17 protein-coding genes and 1 pseudogene are annotated in these 17,936 nt (G+C 38.5%); 12 read left to right on the top strand and 6 right to left on the bottom strand.

What is annotated here, in order from left to right:
* Positions 1–435 (top strand): hypothetical protein (locus QZ019_RS05355; protein WP_295482937.1); only part of this gene is annotated, 435 nt, incomplete at its 5' end.
* 31 nt (positions 436–466) lie between these two features.
* Here the strand turns inward: QZ019_RS05355 and QZ019_RS05350 are convergent.
* Positions 467–1,291, bottom strand: coding sequence for an AraC family transcriptional regulator (locus QZ019_RS05350; protein WP_295482934.1), 825 nt, complete (start codon positions 1,289–1,291; stop codon positions 467–469).
* Between the two features lie 134 nt (positions 1,292–1,425).
* On the opposite strand from QZ019_RS05350, the gene QZ019_RS05345 reads away from it, so the two are divergent.
* From QZ019_RS05345 to QZ019_RS05325, 5 genes are all read left to right on the top strand, one after another.
* Positions 1,426–2,274 carry an aldo/keto reductase gene (locus QZ019_RS05345; protein WP_295482932.1) on the top strand — a complete coding sequence of 283 codons (849 nt, stop codon included), beginning with the start codon at positions 1,426–1,428 and terminating at the stop codon, positions 2,272–2,274.
* A gap of 1 nt (position 2,275) precedes the next feature.
* Positions 2,276–3,139, top strand: a complete 864-nt coding sequence (locus QZ019_RS05340; protein ID WP_295482930.1) for an aldo/keto reductase — start codon at positions 2,276–2,278, stop codon at positions 3,137–3,139.
* Positions 3,140–3,258: 119 nt separating this feature from the next.
* Positions 3,259–5,736, top strand: a complete 2,478-nt coding sequence (locus QZ019_RS05335; RefSeq protein WP_295482928.1) for an excinuclease ABC subunit UvrA — start codon at positions 3,259–3,261, stop codon at positions 5,734–5,736.
* A gap of 100 nt (positions 5,737–5,836) precedes the next feature.
* Positions 5,837–6,838 carry a DUF362 domain-containing protein gene (locus QZ019_RS05330; protein ID WP_294565732.1) on the top strand — a complete coding sequence of 334 codons (1,002 nt, stop codon included), beginning with the start codon at positions 5,837–5,839 and terminating at the stop codon, positions 6,836–6,838.
* A 71-nt stretch (positions 6,839–6,909) separates the two neighbouring features.
* A complete protein-coding gene (locus QZ019_RS05325) occupies positions 6,910–8,010 on the top strand; it encodes a metallophosphoesterase (RefSeq protein ID WP_295482925.1) in 1,101 nt (366 codons plus the stop codon).
* A 33-nt stretch (positions 8,011–8,043) separates the two neighbouring features.
* Here the strand turns inward: QZ019_RS05325 and QZ019_RS05320 are convergent, their stop codons facing one another.
* Positions 8,044–9,213 carry a hypothetical protein gene (locus QZ019_RS05320; RefSeq protein WP_295482923.1) on the bottom strand — a complete coding sequence of 390 codons (1,170 nt, stop codon included), beginning with the start codon at positions 9,211–9,213 and terminating at the stop codon, positions 8,044–8,046.
* A 101-nt stretch (positions 9,214–9,314) separates the two neighbouring features.
* Between QZ019_RS05320 and QZ019_RS05315 the strand changes: the two genes are divergently transcribed.
* Entirely contained in the window at positions 9,315–9,914 is a 600-nt protein-coding gene (locus tag QZ019_RS05315) for a DUF1349 domain-containing protein (protein WP_295482921.1), read from the top strand.
* 21 nt (positions 9,915–9,935) lie between these two features.
* On the opposite strand, the gene QZ019_RS05310 is transcribed toward QZ019_RS05315, so the two are convergent.
* Positions 9,936–10,601: an HAD family phosphatase gene (locus QZ019_RS05310; protein WP_295482919.1), complete on the bottom strand. Its 666-nt coding sequence runs from the start codon at positions 10,599–10,601 to the stop codon at positions 9,936–9,938.
* A gap of 206 nt (positions 10,602–10,807) precedes the next feature.
* Between QZ019_RS05310 and QZ019_RS05305 the strand changes: the two genes are divergently transcribed.
* Positions 10,808–11,983 (top strand): iron-containing alcohol dehydrogenase, encoded by a 1,176-nt coding sequence (locus QZ019_RS05305; protein ID WP_249082908.1) that lies wholly within the window; start codon positions 10,808–10,810, stop codon positions 11,981–11,983.
* Between the two features lie 14 nt (positions 11,984–11,997).
* Here the strand turns inward: QZ019_RS05305 and QZ019_RS05300 are convergent, their stop codons facing one another.
* Positions 11,998–12,948: a DMT family transporter gene (locus tag QZ019_RS05300; protein WP_009142784.1), complete on the bottom strand. Its 951-nt coding sequence runs from the start codon at positions 12,946–12,948 to the stop codon at positions 11,998–12,000.
* Between the two features lie 166 nt (positions 12,949–13,114).
* Between QZ019_RS05300 and QZ019_RS05295 the strand changes: the two genes are divergently transcribed.
* From QZ019_RS05295 to QZ019_RS05285, 3 genes are all read left to right on the top strand, one after another.
* A complete protein-coding gene (locus QZ019_RS05295) occupies positions 13,115–13,996 on the top strand; it encodes an aldose-1-epimerase (protein WP_295482915.1) in 882 nt (293 codons plus the stop codon).
* Between the two features lie 87 nt (positions 13,997–14,083).
* The gene (locus tag QZ019_RS05290) at positions 14,084–14,602 is read left to right on the top strand and encodes a hypothetical protein (RefSeq protein WP_295482912.1); all 519 of its coding nucleotides are present in this window, start codon (positions 14,084–14,086) and stop codon (positions 14,600–14,602) included.
* Between the two features lie 15 nt (positions 14,603–14,617).
* On the top strand, positions 14,618–15,325 hold the full coding sequence (locus QZ019_RS05285; protein WP_294565755.1) for an MmcQ/YjbR family DNA-binding protein: 708 nt from the start codon (positions 14,618–14,620) through the stop codon (positions 15,323–15,325).
* On the opposite strand, the gene QZ019_RS05280 is transcribed toward QZ019_RS05285, so the two are convergent.
* Together QZ019_RS05280 and brnQ are read right to left on the bottom strand one after the other, a co-directional pair.
* Positions 15,322–15,567, bottom strand: coding sequence for a hypothetical protein (locus QZ019_RS05280; RefSeq protein WP_294565757.1), 246 nt, complete (start codon positions 15,565–15,567; stop codon positions 15,322–15,324). The two genes, QZ019_RS05285 and QZ019_RS05280, sit on opposite strands and share 4 nt — an antisense overlap.
* Positions 15,568–15,718: 151 nt before the next feature.
* Positions 15,719–17,044 carry a branched-chain amino acid transport system II carrier protein gene (brnQ, locus tag QZ019_RS05275; RefSeq protein WP_289512370.1) on the bottom strand — a complete coding sequence of 442 codons (1,326 nt, stop codon included), beginning with the start codon at positions 17,042–17,044 and terminating at the stop codon, positions 15,719–15,721.
* 578 nt (positions 17,045–17,622) lie between these two features.
* Between brnQ and QZ019_RS05270 the strand changes: the two are divergent.
* Positions 17,623–17,936: pseudogene (locus tag QZ019_RS05270) on the top strand (nicotinate phosphoribosyltransferase); the annotation flags it as partial.

Here is a 17,936-nt window from a genome sequence, read left to right as displayed (position 1 = left end):
GGTCCTGTTATAGGCGATAATCATGCCAAGACACAAAGCGCTTTTAGTACGTGCGCTTTGAATCTGGCTGCCAATGATGCCGTGGATGCCGTATATATTCCTATGGGAAACGGAGCATCTCCCGATAACTTTTACTATCAGATAAAGCCTCTAATTGATAGAAAGCTGCCGATTTTTTCTCAAACCGGGGAAAATGAAGTTCAAATGGGCGCTTTAATGGCCTTATCCAACGCTGATTTGCAGGCGTCGGGAGAATTTGAGGCCAGAGTTATTGAACGAATCGTTAAAGGCGAAAAACCTGAAATGATCTCACAGTACTATTATGCACCGTTAAATTTGTGTCTTAATTTGGAAACTGCCCGCCTCATTGATTTTAAGCCGAGTTTTGACCTTTTAATCGGGGTGGATTTGGTTTTTGATCGGATAAAAAAATAGTGTTTTAAGCTCTATATACGTTAAACAAAATTTAAAGAAGATAAATGCTGCTGCGGTAAGCGTTGGGACTTAATCCGGTTTTAGCGCGAAAGTAGCGGCAAAAATAAGATAGGGATGAGAAATTAAGCTTTTCTGCAATCTGACTTAAAGTAAGCTGTTTTTGGCATAAATATCGGACAATTTCTTTAACGGTAAAAAGATCAATCCAGTAGGAAGCCGGTTTACAGCTTATTTCTTTGCAAATTTCCGAAAGATAATGTTCGCTTATAAAAAGTTTTTGCGCATAAAAGGAAAGATTACGGTGATTGATAAAGGATCCTGAATAAAGCAGATCGATGAATTTTTTCAAGATAACCGCCTTGCGTTCTGAAAGAGCGCTTATTTTGCGGCTTTTGGCATGAATATCGTAAAGGTCAAGGATGTGCGCACACAAAAGCGAGCTTAACATCTCCGTATAAAACAAATGATCGTGTTTATAAGTTTTTTCTTTAAGACGTAAAAGATCTGTTCTGCAGTTTTTAAAATCATGTTCATCAAGACGCATAACCGGGTTTTGCAGCAATGACAGATGTCCGATGATGCCGTAATTGCTGCGAATGGCAATTGATGACACGAACTTTTGGTCAAGAAGCATGATTATGCCTTTAAAATCACCTGATGCCGTGATTTGGGAAACTAATGATGCGTCAGGCAATATTACGTAATCAAATTTTGCGGTATTGTAATGATTGTTAAAAAACAGAAAGCTCAAGCTGCCTTGCAAACAAAGTATATGCAGAATACTGCCGACGTTTAGGACTGGATCTAATTTAGCCGGGCTTTCAATAAAGGTTATTCCTTTACTTGCCATATTCATACTATGCCTTTAATCGATTGATTTTAAAAACCACGAAAAGTGACATAAATGCAAAGATTTATGTAAAGAATTTTAGGCTATAAAACACTACTATTCAATTAATCCTTGATTATCGGTTTTGGCAGGTAATATCAATGAAAAACGTACGATTGAATAACGGTGTGATGATGCCCGCAGTAGGTTTTGGAGTGTATCAAATTCCGGTTGATGAAACTGAAGAAATTGTCAATAAAGCGCTTGAGGTGGGATATAGGATGTTTGATACCGCTTCAGCCTACTTTAACGAAGAGCAAGTCGGTAAAGCAATAGCTTCAAGTGCCATTAAGCGCGAAGAATTATTTATTACGACTAAATTATGGGTTCAGGATTATGAGTATGAGGATGCTTTAAAGGCCTTTGATTTGTCTTTACATAAATTAGGTCTTGATTACATAGATCTTTACCTTCTGCATAAGCCTTACGGAAATTATTATGCCGCCTGGCGCGCATTGGAAAAGCTATATAAAGAGGGATTGATTCGTGCTATCGGCATTACCAGTTTTTCAAATGAGCGCCTTCTTGATTTGTGCCTTCATAATGAAATAAAGCCTGCATTAAATCAAATAGAGACTAATCCTTTCTTTCAGCAGCATAGCGCCAATGCTTTTTTAAAAAGTGAAGGCATTCAGCATGAAGCATGGGCTCCGTTTGCTGAGGGGAAAAATGATATTTTTAATAATGAAGTGCTAAAACGAATTGCTGAAAATCATCATAAAAGCGTTAGCAGCGTAATTTTACGCTGGTTAAATCAGCGCAATATCGTAGTTATTCCCAAGACCGTTAGAAAAGAGCGGATGATTGAAAACTTCAATATTTTTGATTTTACCCTTTCAGATGATGAGATGCAGGCGATTGCGGCGCTAAATACCGGCAGCAGTCCTATTTATGATGATATGGATTTGCCGACGGTAAGGTTTATTTCTTCACATAGGATCCATGATTAAAATGCAGTACATTACTTTAAATAACGGCGTCAAGATGCCGCTTGTAGGTTTCGGTGTATATCAGATTAAGGCAAATGAGTGTGAAAAAGCGGTAAAAGAGGCTATTAATGTCGGTTACCGTCTAATCGATACTGCTCAGGCATATTACAACGAAGAAGGTGTAGGCAGCGCTGTTGTAAATTCAGGAGTGCTTCGCGATAAACTTTTTATTACTACCAAAGTCTGGATATCAAATGCAGGTGATGACAAGGCTTTAAAGAGTATTGACGAGTCTTTGCGCAAGCTTAAAACCGATTATATCGATTTGCTTCTTATTCATCAGCCTTTTGGTGATTATTACGGAACATATCGTGCGATACAGAAAGCATATAAGCAAGGGAAGGTAAGAGCAATCGGTCTTAGCAATTTCTATGATGCAAGATTTATTGATTTATGCGAAAACATGGAAATAAAGCCAGCCGTCGTCCAGCTTGAAACCCATGTCTTCACGCAGCAAAGGAAAATGACGGAACTTATGGCGCAATATAAAACCAAGCTTATGGCCTGGAGTCCGCTTGCCGAAGGTAAAAATAATTTATTCACGGATAAAACATTAAAAGCAATCGGCAGCAAATACGGCAAAACCAACGCCCAGATAGCTTTGAAGTTTTTGGCTCAAAAGTCCATCGTTTCAATTCCTAAAACGGTCCATAAAGAAAGAATGATTGAGAATTTAGATATTTTTGATTTCAATCTTGATAAAGAGGATCTTAAAAGGCTCGATGCCTTAGATACGGGCAAGCCTTTGGCAGCTGATTTTACCGATCCTAAGCTTGCAAAATTCTTGCTTGATTATGACAAAACTTTCAATCCGGCAAATTCTTAGTTATTCAGGTACTCTAAATTAGCCGTTTAGAGTACCTTTAACGAGAATTACACTTGGGTATTTAAATAATGTCTTAAACGCAATACTATGTGATATAGGAAGACAAAGGCGGTTAGGACATGGATAAGGCAATTAAAATCCGCGGAGCGCGCGTTCATAATTTAAAAAATATCAATGTAGACATACCTTTAAATAAGATTGTCGGTATTGCCGGAGTTTCAGGCTCCGGCAAATCATCACTTGCATTAGGTGTTTTGTATTCAGAAGGATCAAGACGCTATCTTGAAGCTTTATCCACTTACACAAGAAGACGCATGACGCAGGCGGCAAAAGCTCAAGTGGATGAAATTTTATATGTTCCAGCCGCGCTTGCGCTGCATCAAAGACCGTCAGTTCCGGGAATACGCAGTACGTTCGGTACCGGAACAGAGCTTTTAAACAGTCTGCGCCTTATGTTTTCCCGTCTAGCATCTCACCGCTGCCCAAACGGTCATTATTTGGAACCGACTCTTGATGTCGCGGCGGAAAAGGAATTGGTTTGTCCTGTCTGCAAAGCACGATTTTTTGCTCCGTCGGCAGAAGAGTTGGCGTTTAACAGTCAAGGTGCGTGCAGAACCTGCGGCGGTACCGGAATCGTGCGCACGGTTGATAGAACAACCTTAATTCCTGATGATTCTTTAACAATTGAGGAAGGTGCGGTTGCTCCTTGGAATTCACTTATGTGGTCGCTGATGGTGGATGTCTGCAGGGCGATGGGAGTACGAACCGATGTTCCGTTTAAAAATTTGACAGATAAAGAAAAAGATATCGTATTTAACGGTCCTGCGGTTAAGAAGCATATTTTTTATAAAGCAAAGTCTTCAAATCAGGCTGGAGAACTTGATTTTACGTACTTTAACGCTGTTTATACCGTTGAAAACGCACTTGCTAAAGTTAAAGACGAAAAAGGAATGAAGAGAGTTGAAAAATTTTTAAAGGAGGAAATTTGTCCTGACTGCAGCGGCTCAAGACTATCCGAGGCGGCAAGGACTCCTAAAATAATGGGTGTTTCGCTTGATACGGTTTGCAAGATGACTTTAACCGAGGCAATTAAATGGGTTGACAAGGTACCGTCATCTTTAAGTGAGCCTTTAAGACCGATGGCACTTAGCATTTGTGAATCTTTTAAAAACACAGCCAAACGCTTAACGGATCTGGGCCTTGGCTATTTGACTTTAGACAGGGCGTCTTCAACCCTTTCAACCGGAGAAAGACAGCGCATGCAATTATCGCGTGCCGTAAGAAACCGTACCACCGGCGTGCTGTATGTTCTTGATGAACCGTCAATCGGTCTTCATCCGCTGAATATTGCAGGATTAAAAAACGTTATGGATGATTTGGTAGCTGACGGTAATTCAGTTGTTTTAGTCGATCATGATACGCAGATTTTGTCATATTCAGATTGGATAATTGAAATGGGACCTAGTGCCGGCATTGATGGCGGACAAGTTATTGCTAAAGGAAGCGTTGATGATATTAAATCAAATTTAGAGTCTAAAATCGGTCCTTTTTTATCCGGAGAAAGCAGTGTGGCCGTAAAAAGGGAAATAGATGACAAACACGTTTTTTCAAATGGCGCAATTTATCTTGAAACATCGTCAATTCATACGGTTAAACCGCTTACAGTAAAAATCCCTAAAGGTAAGTTAACCGTGGTGACAGGAGTCTCGGGCTCGGGCAAAACAACGCTTATTTTAGAGAGTCTTATTCCGGCACTTGAAGCTTTTATTAAGCATATGCCATTTCCTTCTCATATAAGGGACATAAAAGCAGAAGGCATTAATCAGATAAAGCTTATAGACGCTACGCCAATCGGTATTAACGTTCGTTCAACAGTTGCAACCTACGCTGATATTCATGATGAGTTAAGGAAATTATTTGCCAAAAGCGCTGACGCCAAGCGTCTTGGTTATAAAGCAGGTGATTTTTCCTACAATACGGGTAAACTGCGCTGCCTTAATTGTGACGGTACGGGAACTATTGCTCTTGATGTACAGTTTCTTCCTGACGTTAATATTGAATGTCCCACTTGCCGCGGAGCGCGCTATGCAAAAGAGATTTCTTTTGTCAAAATCAAAAATTCTAAAGACAAGGAATTTTCGCTTGCTGATTTAATGGCAATGGATGTTGCTCATGCATATGAATATTGTAAAGAATATAAACTCATTGCTCAGCGACTTAAAGTACTAATGGATTTAGGTCTTGGTTATCTTACATTAGGCGAAGAGACGCCAAGCTTATCCGGCGGTGAGGCTCAAAGATTAAAGCTTGCAAGCGAAATGGGCAAGGGGCAAAGCGACAGCGTATTCGTATTTGACGAGCCTACTATAGGACTGCACCCGCTGGATATTAAAGTGCTTATGCAGGTCTTTAACAGTCTTATTGAAAAAGGCGCTACGGTTATTGTTATAGAGCATGATTTAGACGTTATTCGCAGCGCCGACTATATTATTGATATGGGGCCCGGCGGAGGTACCGAAGGCGGCAGGATAGTCGCATGCGGGACACCTTATAAGGTAAAACACAATCCTTGCAGTATAACCGGCAGGTTTATTTAAATAATATAAAAATATTTGTATTGTCTAAGTTAGGCATTTAAAAAGTATTAATATTTCTTGTAGAAAAGAGTAAAAGATTCGTAAAAAGAGGTATTTCACCATGAATAAGATTAAAGCGGTTCCGGGAACGGGCGGAGAGCACTACGTTTCTTATGATAAGCGCAGCGGTGATGAATCAATTGTATATTTTACTAAGGATTTGTCGGCTTTAGGCTTAAGAAAAATATTTGGTAAGGTATCGAGAAGACTTTCGGGAAAAATCGGTATAAAGCTTCATACCGGGGAAAAGCACGGACCTAATATTATTCCTCGTTCATGGGTTGAAGCTTTGATTAAAGAAGATTTGCCTGATGCCGTAATTGTAGAAACAAATACTTACTATGACGGTGATCGCTATACTACCGATAAGCATCGAGAAACTTTAAAAGTTAACGGTTGGACATTCTGCCCGGTGGATATATTAGATGAAAACGGAACTGCTGAATTTCCGGTTAGAGGAGGAAAATGGTTTAAAGGCGTTCATATGGGTAAAAATTTACTTAATTATGATTCGCTGTTTGTCTTAACTCATTTTAAAGGTCATACGCAAGGCGGTTTTGGCGGTTCGGCTAAAAACATAGGCATAGGATGTGCCGACGGCAGAATCGGCAAGGCACAGATCCATACAACTCCGGGATCTTCCGATCAATGGGATATTAAAAAAGAAGAGTTTATGGAACGCATGATGGAATCTGCAAAAGCCGTTGTAGACCATTTTGGAAATAATATCTGTTTTGTTAACGTGATGCGCAATATGTCAGTGTCATGTGACTGTGAAGGTCTTGCTGCAGCCCCGGTAGTTACTCCAAACGTCGGTATTGTCGCTTCAACTGATATTTTAGCAGTTGATCAGGCATGCGTTGATTTGGTCTACGCAATGAAGGAGCAAGATCGCCATGCCTTGGTTGAACGTATTGAAAGCCGTCACGGATTGCGTCAGTTAAGCTATATGAAAGAGCTTCATATGGGCAATGATAAATATAAGCTTCTTGATATAGATAATGGTGATAAAGAAATATCTTTGTCAGATGCGGTACGAGATGTAGTTCCGTTTAAAGAATAGAAAGCCATAATTGCGCCTTACCTTAATTTAGGCGCAATTTAATACCCGATTTTATTTAGAACTTTTAAATTATGCTGCAAACTCCGGCGCTTATTATGGCGTGTTACGCCTCTTTGTCGCTAATACTGCCGCTTAAAATCAGGCTTTTTTATAAAATTTTAGGAGTGGGCATAATTTTTTTATGCGCGCTTAAATATCATTTTTATGCTCGTATGGGCGGTATTTTGTCGCCTGATTTGCCGTCGTGGCTTATTGTAATAATGGAGTCCGCTTTTGGCTCTCTTATTATCGGATCTTTCTTTTGTCTTATAAAAGATCTGTTGTTTGTTCTTTTATTTATCTTGCGCAAATGCAGCCTGATAAAGTTAAAGCCAAAGCTTTTTAAACTTAATGTTTGTGTAATAATCTTTGCTCTTATATTCGGGTTTTACGGAACCTGCATGCAGTTTTTCACTCCTCACATTAATCATGAAATTATAGAAATTAAAAATTTAGATAAGGATTTTGACGGTTTTAAAATAGCTCAGCTAAGTGATTTACATGTGGGGCCATTATTAAAACATGAATTCATGCAAAAAGTCGTTGCCGCGGTAAATAACGAAGAAGTTGATTTAACGGTTATAACCGGTGATTTGGTTGATGGCAGGGTAGAAAAGTTAATTAATGAATTCAGATCGCTTAAAGATATTAAATCTCCGTACGGTGTTTTAGCCGTTACGGGAAATCATGAGTATTATTCAGGTTCTTTTGCGTGGATAAAAGCATTAGAGAATTTTAATGTGCGTTTTTTACAAAATGAGCACGTTAATTTGCATAAAGGAAACGGTACGTTAACTGTAGGCGGTATTAATGACGGACGAAGTTACGGGAATGAACTGGATAAAGTGTTTGCAGATGCAGGTAAGCACACCCGAGTTTTTCTTGCGCACAAGCCAAAAGATGGAGTGAAAGCAGTAGATGCTGATTTAATTCTTACAGGTCATACTCATGGCGGTACGATGCTTTTTGCTGGTCCTTTGGTTGCCGATTACAATGACGGATTCGTTTCAGGCAGATACGAACTTGAAAATCGGGTAATGTATGTAAGTAACGGTACAGGAATTTGGTCGGGTTTTTCCTGCAGATTTTTAGTTCCGCCAGAAATAACGATTTTTACTTTAAAAAAAGCCTAAGTCAGGATTGATGTGAAAAGCTAGTAATAAGGATTAATCAGAGCTTTTTATGTTTTTAAGCTGTACTGCATTAGGACAATTTTTATCAGTTTTTACATAGCATTGCAGCGTATTGTCTTTTATTTTCCATATGGTACGGCTGTCAAGATGATAAAAATTTAAAAATTCCTTTAATTTTTTATCAAGAGGGAAAAATAGGGATTCATGAAAGTTGAGAATCTCCTTGATTTTATTTTTATCAATGAAATTTATGTAAATTGCGCTGTCTAGCAGCAGTCTAAGGCGAAATAAAAGCTCTGAATAGATTTTTGCCATCAGTTCACAAAGAGGCTTAAGTAAAATTTCCTCAAGAGACCATGATTTATCATAACTTTGCGTAGATCCTGCGTGCTTTTTGGTAAGTTCGCACAGAACAAATAAAAACAGTACCGTAATTGACCTGTCAATAAGCACGTATGTTTCGTGATTAATCATAGAAGAAGCTGTTTTTGCTTCATTTAATGAACGCTTTTTCTCTTTTATTTGCGGAATATTTACTTCCTGAATTAAATGTGCGCAGGTAAGAACTTCCCGATGCAGGAAAGAAGAGAGCTCTTCAAGATGATTTTTATCTTGAAGTGTAAAGCTTGATGAATCAGTGTTTAAGTAAAAACGCAAGCGATCGGCCGTATCTTCATACTCTACTTTTTTAGCAATTGCTTTTTCATGTAAATCTTTAGTAAGTAATCCTTCGATCCTATTTAGCTGAGAGCCTATTACATCATCTCCGATGCTGTTGCCCATGATAAGCAATGCTAAATCAAGCGCCATCATCGGACTTAAGGCGTTTTTGCACAAATCTTTTAAAGCAAGAATTTTCTGTACTCTGCCTTCACCTGAAAATACGCTGCCCTTTAAAAGAATTTCTTTGGCTTCGGTAATGATTTTAGGTGAAATATTCTCTTCGATGATAATTGCATAATTTTTACCTTTTTTGATGATGCTTTGCGCTTCTTCTTTAATGTTTTCCGCAGCTTCATTTAGTTGAGATTGTTTATTCGGATCGATTGGAACTTCAACGTAATAAGCGTTGTTTTCATCATTTTTCCCGGCTTCTATCGTGTATTCATTTAATTTATAAATCAAAGCATCTTCAATGTTTTTCTTAAATTCATGCTGCTTGTGTTTTTTAGTAAAAATTCCGCTTTTTTTAATGAGAGACACTGTCTTATCCTTGAGATTTTATTAACACATAGAAAGTATAATAATAAAGAATACTTAGCGCGAAATTATTTTTCTCAATATGGTTTTTTAAGTTTTTCCCGATGAATTTTTTAGATTTTAAATGGACGCATAACCCCTCTAAATTCTCGGTTTTTGCTGATAGAGTTGAGATTATTACCGATCCGCATACGGATTTGTGGCAAAGAACTTATTATCATTTTTGCAATGATAATGCTCCTTTGCTGCAATATAAGAGCAAAGAGAAGTTTTTTACCTTTACCGTAAAATGCGATTTTGAATATACCCATCGTTTTGATCAATGCGGTATTGCTGTCTATCTTGATAGTGACAATTGGATTAAAGCTTCAATTGAATATGAAAATGAAGAATTTGCTCATTTAGGCAGTGTGGTTACCAATCACGGATATTCAGATTGGTCGACGACCGAAATAAACGCGTCACATAAAACGATGTGGTATCGCTTAAGCCGCCGTGAAGATGATTTTAAAATTGAAAATTCATATGACGGCATAAACTTTAAGCAAATGCGAGTGTGTCATTTGTTTTCGGCTGTTGACGAGATTACATTCGGCGTTTATGCATGCAGCCCGGAAACGTCTTCATTTAGGGCCGTATTTTCTTGTCCTAAGCTGTCAGAATGCATATGGCCTGCTCATGACGGTCAAAAGCCTGATTATTAATATCGATGATTTGTCTTAAAGTCAGCCGCGCTTCCAATTAAGAATAGGCCAATTGTTTTCCAAAGCCTTTTGTCTTAATAAAATACCAGGATTGACGGTATAAACGCTATCTGCTCTAAGGCATAAAGGAAGATCGTTTATAGAGTCGGTATAAAAAGTGATTTTTCCGTTAATTTCAGGATGCTCTAACAGGTATTTTTCAAGGCATATGACTTTGCCTTCTTTAAAACTAGGAACACCGTCGATTTTATCGGTATAAAAGCCGTTTTCTACCTTTATGTTTACTGAGATTGCTTCTTTTATACCTAAATAGCGGGCAACGGCATTTACGATCATGTCGGCACTTGCCGATAAGAGTAGTATCGATTCATTTTGACTCTTAAGCTCATTAAGCAACTCTTTTGCTTCTTTAAAAATTAAATTTGAAAACGTATTTTTTACAAAATCATCTACAATCGCGTCGACTTTTTCTTTGGGAATTTTGGTGATTGGCGGCATGGAAAAAGCAATATAGTCATGAACGTTGAGTTCGCCGCGGTCATAGGCATCCATTAGTCTTTTTTCTTTATTTAAAAAGTCAGGATCTTCTGCAATGTGGTTTTCTACTATATATCGGCACCATAAGGTGCTGCTGTCGGCATCGATTAAAGTGTAATCAAGATCAAAAACATAAAGGTCACGGGACATTATCTGACTCTCCATAAATGATTTATAAATTCTAAATGACAATAATTAATTTTGAGTGAAAAGAAAGTTAAGGCTAATTAAATTAAAGAAAAATAAATTTAATGAAACAGCTTTGCCGATTCTACTTATAAACAAAGAGGTAAGTTAAAATGAGCTTTATGTAGTAGTTTGTATCAGTGGAGGCAGGCGATTTTTCGCTTTTTTATATGGATAATTTTACTTTTTACTCTCCTACTTATTTTGTCTTCGGCAAAGATGAAGAAATTAACGCAGGACATTATGTTAAGCGCTTTGGCGGATCAAAAGTTTTAATTCATTTTGGCGGAGGATCCGCTCAAAAATCCGGTCTTTTAGATAAAATCCGCAGTTCGCTTAAAAACGAGGGAATTAGATTTGTTGAATTAGGCGGTGTTAAACCTAATCCTCGTGACGGCCTGGTTTATGAGGGAATAAACCTTTGTAGGAAGGAAAATATTGATTTTATTTTGGCCGTAGGCGGCGGAAGCGTTATTGATTCTGCTAAAGCTATTGCAGCAGGTGCAGTTTATGACGGTGACTTTTGGGATTACTACGAAGGCAAAACAGTTGATAAAGCTTTGCCTATTGGAACAGTCCTTACAATTTCGGCAGCCGGCAGCGAAGGATCCGGTGATTCCGTTATTACTAAAGAAAAGGGTATGTTCAAACGTGCAACTACAGGTGAAGCACTGCGCCCTAAATTCTCAATTTTGGATCCTGCATTGACTCAAACATTGCCGGCCTATCAAACTGCATGCGGTATTACGGATATCTTAGCGCATTTATACGAGCGCTACCTTACCAATACCAAAGATGTTGAAGTTACTGATCGCATGATTGAAGCTTTGATGCTTACCATGATTAAAGAAGGCCCTATTGCCGTAGCTGATAGCAATGATTATCAATCAAGAGCAAATATCATGTGGGCGGGAATGATGGCGCATAATAACTCTTGCGGTGTGGGTCGTTCTCAAGATTGGACCAGTCATAATATTGAGCATGAACTTTCAGCTTTATATGATTGTGCGCACGGAGCAGGACTTGCCGTCGTGATGCCTGCGGTATTTACTTATAACTTAAAGCATGACGTTATGCGCTTTGCCAAGGTAGCTGTCAGAGTGTGGGGCGTTGAGATGGATTTTGAACATCCTGAAGTTACTGCGCTTGAGGGTATTAACGCATTAAGGCGCTTTTTAAAATCAATCGGCATGCCCGGTAATTTTGCCGAGCTCGGCGCTAAAGAAGAAGATATTGACGAGCTTGCGCACAAATGCTGTTACGGCGATGTAAATACCGGAACAACCGGAGGATTCGTAACCTTAAATGAAGATGACGTAAAAGCAATTTATAGACTGATGCTTTAATCTTCCATTATTTTTTAGTGCCGTAAGATGGTCTTTTGCGGCACTTTTAAAACTTCATGCCTTTTAATGATAAGACGGATAATTCCTTTTATCCCGTTTTGTGAAATGATAAGCCCGAGGAATGTCAGCAACATACCGCAAATGCCGAGGCCGGAGACTGTTTCATCAAGAATTAATACTGCCATTATTACGGTTACCGCAGGTGAAATGTAAAGCCATGCACTTGCTTTTACCGTTCCTATCAGTTTTACCGATAATGACCAAGTAACGTAGCATAAAGCTGATGCACACAATCCTAAAAAGAGAAGATTTAAATAGTTGACAGGCTTTGCAAGGGCCTCAAATTTAAATTCATATTCCATAAAATACATTGGAATAAGCATAAAAATAAGACCATAGGCAAAAACGTGCCTTGTAACCTGCAGCGGTTTATAGCCAAAACTTAAGGCTTTATTGATAAAGAGGCAATAAAACGCCCACATGACGGATGCAAGAACAGCCAGTCCGTCACCTATTGGATTAAAGCTAAGTTCGTCAAGAGAGGAAAAAGTTAAAAGGCAAATTCCGGTCATCGCGATAATAAAACCTAGAAAGAACCCTTTAGGTAATTTTCTTTTGGTGCCTAAAAGACGATCCACAAGACCTGTAAAAAAAGGAACCGAGGCGATAATTACGCCGACATTGGCGGCTTTTGAATAGACAAGAGCAATATTTTCACATAAAAAATAAAGAGTTATTCCAAACAAGCCAGCTATTGCCATGATAATTTCATGACGAAGGGACTTAACGCGCATAATATGCGGAAAAATTATCCACATGGCTATAAAGCCCAGTAAAAAGCGATCAAATAAGATTTCGATCGGAATGAAGTCTCTAAGCAGGATTTTTGAAGAGATAAAAGTTGCGCCCCATACGGTTATGGTAAAACAAGTTAAAAGATGACCTGCAAGACTTTCACGGAGCATATACGTCCTTATTTTTAAGTTTTTTTAGATGCTCATGCTAGCACTAAAGTGTTTCGGAAACAAAATATAATCATTGTCATGCTTTTAAGAAGAGGGCTTTGCTCTCATCTTTAATTTTAAATATTTGCTAAATTATGGCTGTTTATTTCAAGTTTAAGGAGTGATCATGTTAGCCGGCGGACAAAGTATTTTATTAAAACACGGTGATTATGAGGCTTTGATTGTTACGGTCGGTGCAGGAATGTGCTCGGTTAAATACAAAGATCGTTATATTTCTTTGCCGCATGATCCTGATGAGGTTCCTTTAGCTCATTTAGGCAAAGTGTTAATACCCTGGCCTAATCGTATTAAAAATGCTTCTTATGAATTTGAAGGCAATACATATTCTTTAGCAGTAACCGAGGCTCGAACCGGATCTGCAAGTCACGGATTTTTAGCCTGGAAAGAATGGCAGATTGAAGAGGTCTGCGAGGATTCTCTTATCCTTAAAGCCTATGTAATTCCGACTGTCGGATACCCGTTCTTACTTGAAAGTAAAGCTTACTATAAAGTTGATGATGACGGCTTGAGCGTAACGCTTATTACCAAAAACATCGGGAAAAAGCTTGCGCCATACGGTGTAGGCCAGCATCCTTACATCACTTGCGATAAAGAAGTTCTTGATAACTGTACCCTGCATTTCCCGTGCTCTCAAGTTTGGGATGTGGATGAAAAAATGTGTCCGACAGAGTTGATTAGGGCTTCACAATTGAATTTGGATTTTGATAAGGAACGAAGCCTTAACGGCGTTAAGATTGATCACGCTTTTAAAAATGATAAAGATCCTCTTGTTCTTACGTTAAAGTCAGACAAGATGGAAGTAAGCGTAACTACTAAAGCTCCATACGTGCAGCTTTTTACCGCTGAAAAACTTTTGCGTAAAGGCCTTGCCGTTGAACCGATGTCATGTCCTGCCAACGCATTTAACTCAAAAGTAGGTCTTACGGTGTTAAAACCGCAGGAAAGCCATGCACTGACCTATCGCATCAGCGCAAAAATTTTTAATTAAAATTTACAATTAAATCAAACGTAGAATTTTCATCGGTTTTGCGTTATTTTGCAAAGCCGTATCAGTTTTTATTGTGATCGAGTTTTTATGTCTGTAAATTTTGCCGACTGCATTTTTGCTAAGGCTGCAGAGACTGATGTAAAGGATTTTGTTTCTCTTATAGACAAACGCATAGAGTGGATGGAACAAAACGGCATCAAGCAGTGGAACCTTTTTGGCTATAAACAACGCTACTCTTTTGCTTACTTTAAGCGTGAAGCTGATTTGGGACACATGTATGTTTTAAGAGATAACGACTCCAGGATTATAGCCGGAGCCGTTTTACTTGAATCGGATCCGCGTTGGCAGCAAAATGATCCGCAAAAATCCTCCTTATATGTTCATAATTTTGCGTCTTTATTATCTGTAAAGGGAGCCGGCAAGGAGCTTTTACGCAGAATCGAGTTTTTAGCACTGCAAAAAAAGAAGGTTTGCGTGCGTCTTGACGTAATTATCAGCAATGACAAACTTAATTCTTGGTATAACGATATGGGTTATTATTTAATCGGGACGATTGTAGAGGGCGAATACCACGGTAATTTAAGAGAAAAATCGCTTAATGGTTAAGTTTGGTTTTTAAAAATGCTTTTATCATCGCTTGAACTTTTAAAAAATAAAAATCTAGATAGAAAGCTTCTGATTTCGCATGGTTTTATACCTGATGAAGCTAGCGACAACTTTCTAACTAAAATCTTCTATTCTGAATTTTCAGGTACCGGAATGTATCTTAAAGTTGAAGCTTTACTCAAGGAAAATATTCTTGTACCTTGCGTCATAGATATCGAAACCGGTGACCCGTATACTTTATATTTAACTACCAAAGCAAGCGGCGAGTTTGTAGGGAAAATCCGTTTTACGGTAAACGAAATACTTGCAGATATCATTAATAGTTGTTCCGTAAAAAGCCGTCTTTCTTTAAGTCAAAGTCTTGAAGTGCTGTTTTTATGTGAAAAAAGATACGGAACCGTTCCTGAGTATCCGTGGGACGATTTGCAGGCTGCCGTTTTACGTAATGAAAAAACACGCAAATGGTACGGTTTGATTATTGCGGTTTCGACGGATAAATTGGGACTTAAAGTTAAGCCCGATCCGTCGTATAAAACTGAGATTTTACTTTTGCATCACACAAAAGAAGATGTTGTATGTTTAGTTGACGGCATAAATTTCATACCGGCATGGCACATGAATAAAAAATCATGGTTAGCCTGCGTCCTGGATGGACGACTTACAGTCGACGTTATTATGTCGCACGTTGATATTTCTTATAATCTGTCTGCAAAGAAGCACTAGTTAAAATATCCTCTGTGATGATGTCCGCGTCCGTGATGCCTTCCTTCGCGATAGTAGCCTTTTCCGTTAAATCTGTCTTGTTCCTTGTAATAAGGACAATCACTGCGGGAATATCCGTTTGGACAAGTATATGAATATTGCTGATACCCATCTGAAGAACTTAAGTCGCTTGCTGCGTAAGTGCCAAGTGGAATTAATACCATGCTTAAAGAGATAAGCAGTATTTTTATTTTGTTTTTCATTTAAAAGCTCCTTATGTTTTTATATGAGTTTTTTCTAAGATGTTAATGGATAAAACTTAGTGTTTGCATAGCCATGCAAAGGCATAAAATACAATTCACTTAATATAAAAAAGGCCGCAGAAAAAGCGGCCTTACGACTAAATAAGATAAATTAGATACGAACCGGTTTAATCCATTTATTAATTAATCCGAGAACAAAACCGACAATTGCAAACGGTATCCATCCTAAACCGTAAGATTGGAGCGGAACCCAGTTGTTGATAATTTCATCAAGACCGCCCAGGGCGATTTTAGCAGTTTGCAGACCGTTATACAGTGCCATGATAAAGGTCAAACCGATGGTCCAAGCATAAACGCAGCGGCGACGGCCGATGAGCTTGTCGATAAAAATCAAAAATACTAATGCAACGCAAATCGGATAGATGAACATCAAAACCGGAATCGTTGATACGATAATGGTCTTAAGTCCGAAAAGACCGATTAAATAAGAAACAATCGTAAAAATCGCTACCCAGGTAATATAGTGGAATTTACCGGTAAGATCTTTGATGTAATAAGCACAGCAGCTGATAAGACCGATGCTGGTGGTAAGACAGGCAAGCAATACCATTGCAGATAACAGCATTGCGCCGGCTTGACCGAAGAAAATCTTAGCGCTTTCGGCCAAAATAGGTGCACCGGTATCCTGAATGCCGATGGCAGATACGCTTTCAGCGCCGATTTTGGCGATGAAAATATAAATTACGGCAAGCAAAGGTGCTGCTACAAAGCTTGATTTGTATACTTCGCGGGTAACTTCAGAAGGCTCTGAAAAACCGGTAGCTTGAACAGCCTTAATTACCAATGAGGCAAAGACTAGCGCAGCGATAGCATCAAGAGTGTTATATCCGTCAAGGACACCCTGAACTACAGCCTTAAACGGGGTAGCGTAGGGGGCTGCCGGAGTTTGCGGCTGACCTAACGGAGTGATAAAAGACTGAACAATAAAAATAACAATAGTTAATACCAAGGCCGGAGTAAGGAATTTGCCGATACGATCTACAAGCTTTGACGGAGTAGCGGCAAGCCAGCCTGAAATAATAAAGAATATAGCCAAGAATATCGGCAGACCGATAGATGCGCTTTCATCAGAGAGGAACGGACGAATTGCGATTTCATAAGAAACGGTTCCGGTTCTCGGTACGGCAAAGCACGGTCCGATAGACATATAGCAGACTACAGTGTAGAAAACTGCAAAAGAAGGATGAATACGTCTTGCTACATGCTGCAGACTGAATTCACCTGAGTAACCGATTGCCATAACGGCTATAAGCGGGAGACCAACACCGGTGATACAGAAACCCAGTAAAGCCCACCAGACATTGTCACCTGCGGCTTGTCCCATTGATGCCGGGAAAATAAGGTTACCGGCGCCGAAGAAAAGTGCAAACAGCATCAGTCCTATCGGAATAAAACGATTTTTATTGGTTGGTTGCATAAAATACCTGTTGCTTATTTACGTATTATTCTGACAACGTTTGAAAACACATTATGTTTATGCGCCTTGCCTGATATTCAAAATATCGGTTTGGCGAAGTTGCCAGTTGTAAAGTGTATGCGTTAAAAAACGTGCGAATTATATTGATTGCACTTAAAACTATTTATTCTACATATTTATAGATACTATGGCTTAATAAAATTTAAATATGTTTAAAAAAGTAGATACTAAACGCAAAGAATTATGAAAAATTAACGTGATATTTTCTACTATTCGTAAAAATACGCAAAGTATCAGTGATCAAGTATAAAAAATTAGAAGAAAAATATACGCTTTCTTATTTGTAAGATTAAAATAATGAACTTCATCACTGAAACGGTAACTCAGATAAAGCATTTGTTTTATCTTTATTTAAGGGCATTAAAATTTTAACTATAAATAATTCAAAATCCCGAATCGTTTCTGCTTAAAACTGACGGTTATTGATAATAAAGAATAGCTTTTGCTTAACATAAATATGCTGTATGCCATGCCGTCGATAATATTAAAGAACTTGCAATACGCAGGAGAGATTCTACATGGAGCAGTTTAAGGCCAGAAATTTATCCATGTTAATGGATTTGTATTCAATGACTATGTCAAACGGATACTATCTTGAGAACACGGCAGACAATTTAGTTGCTTTTGACGTTTTTTACAGACGAAATCCTGACGGCGGCGGATTTGCTATTTTTGCCGGTCTTGAACAGGTTTTAGATTTTCTTGAAGATTTTCATTTTACTCAAGATGATATTGATTATTTCAAATCTTTAAATCTTTATAACGATGAGTTTTTAGATTCTCTTATAAATTACAGATTCCGCGGTACGATTATGGCTATGCCAGAAGGCAG

Origin of the sequence: uncultured Succinatimonas sp., assembly GCF_905203285.1 — a bacterium.
Lineage (GTDB): Bacteria > Pseudomonadota > Gammaproteobacteria > Enterobacterales > Succinivibrionaceae > Succinatimonas.
Note: the sequence above shows the minus strand (reverse complement) of the source record. Positions and strands in the feature narration are given on the sequence as shown.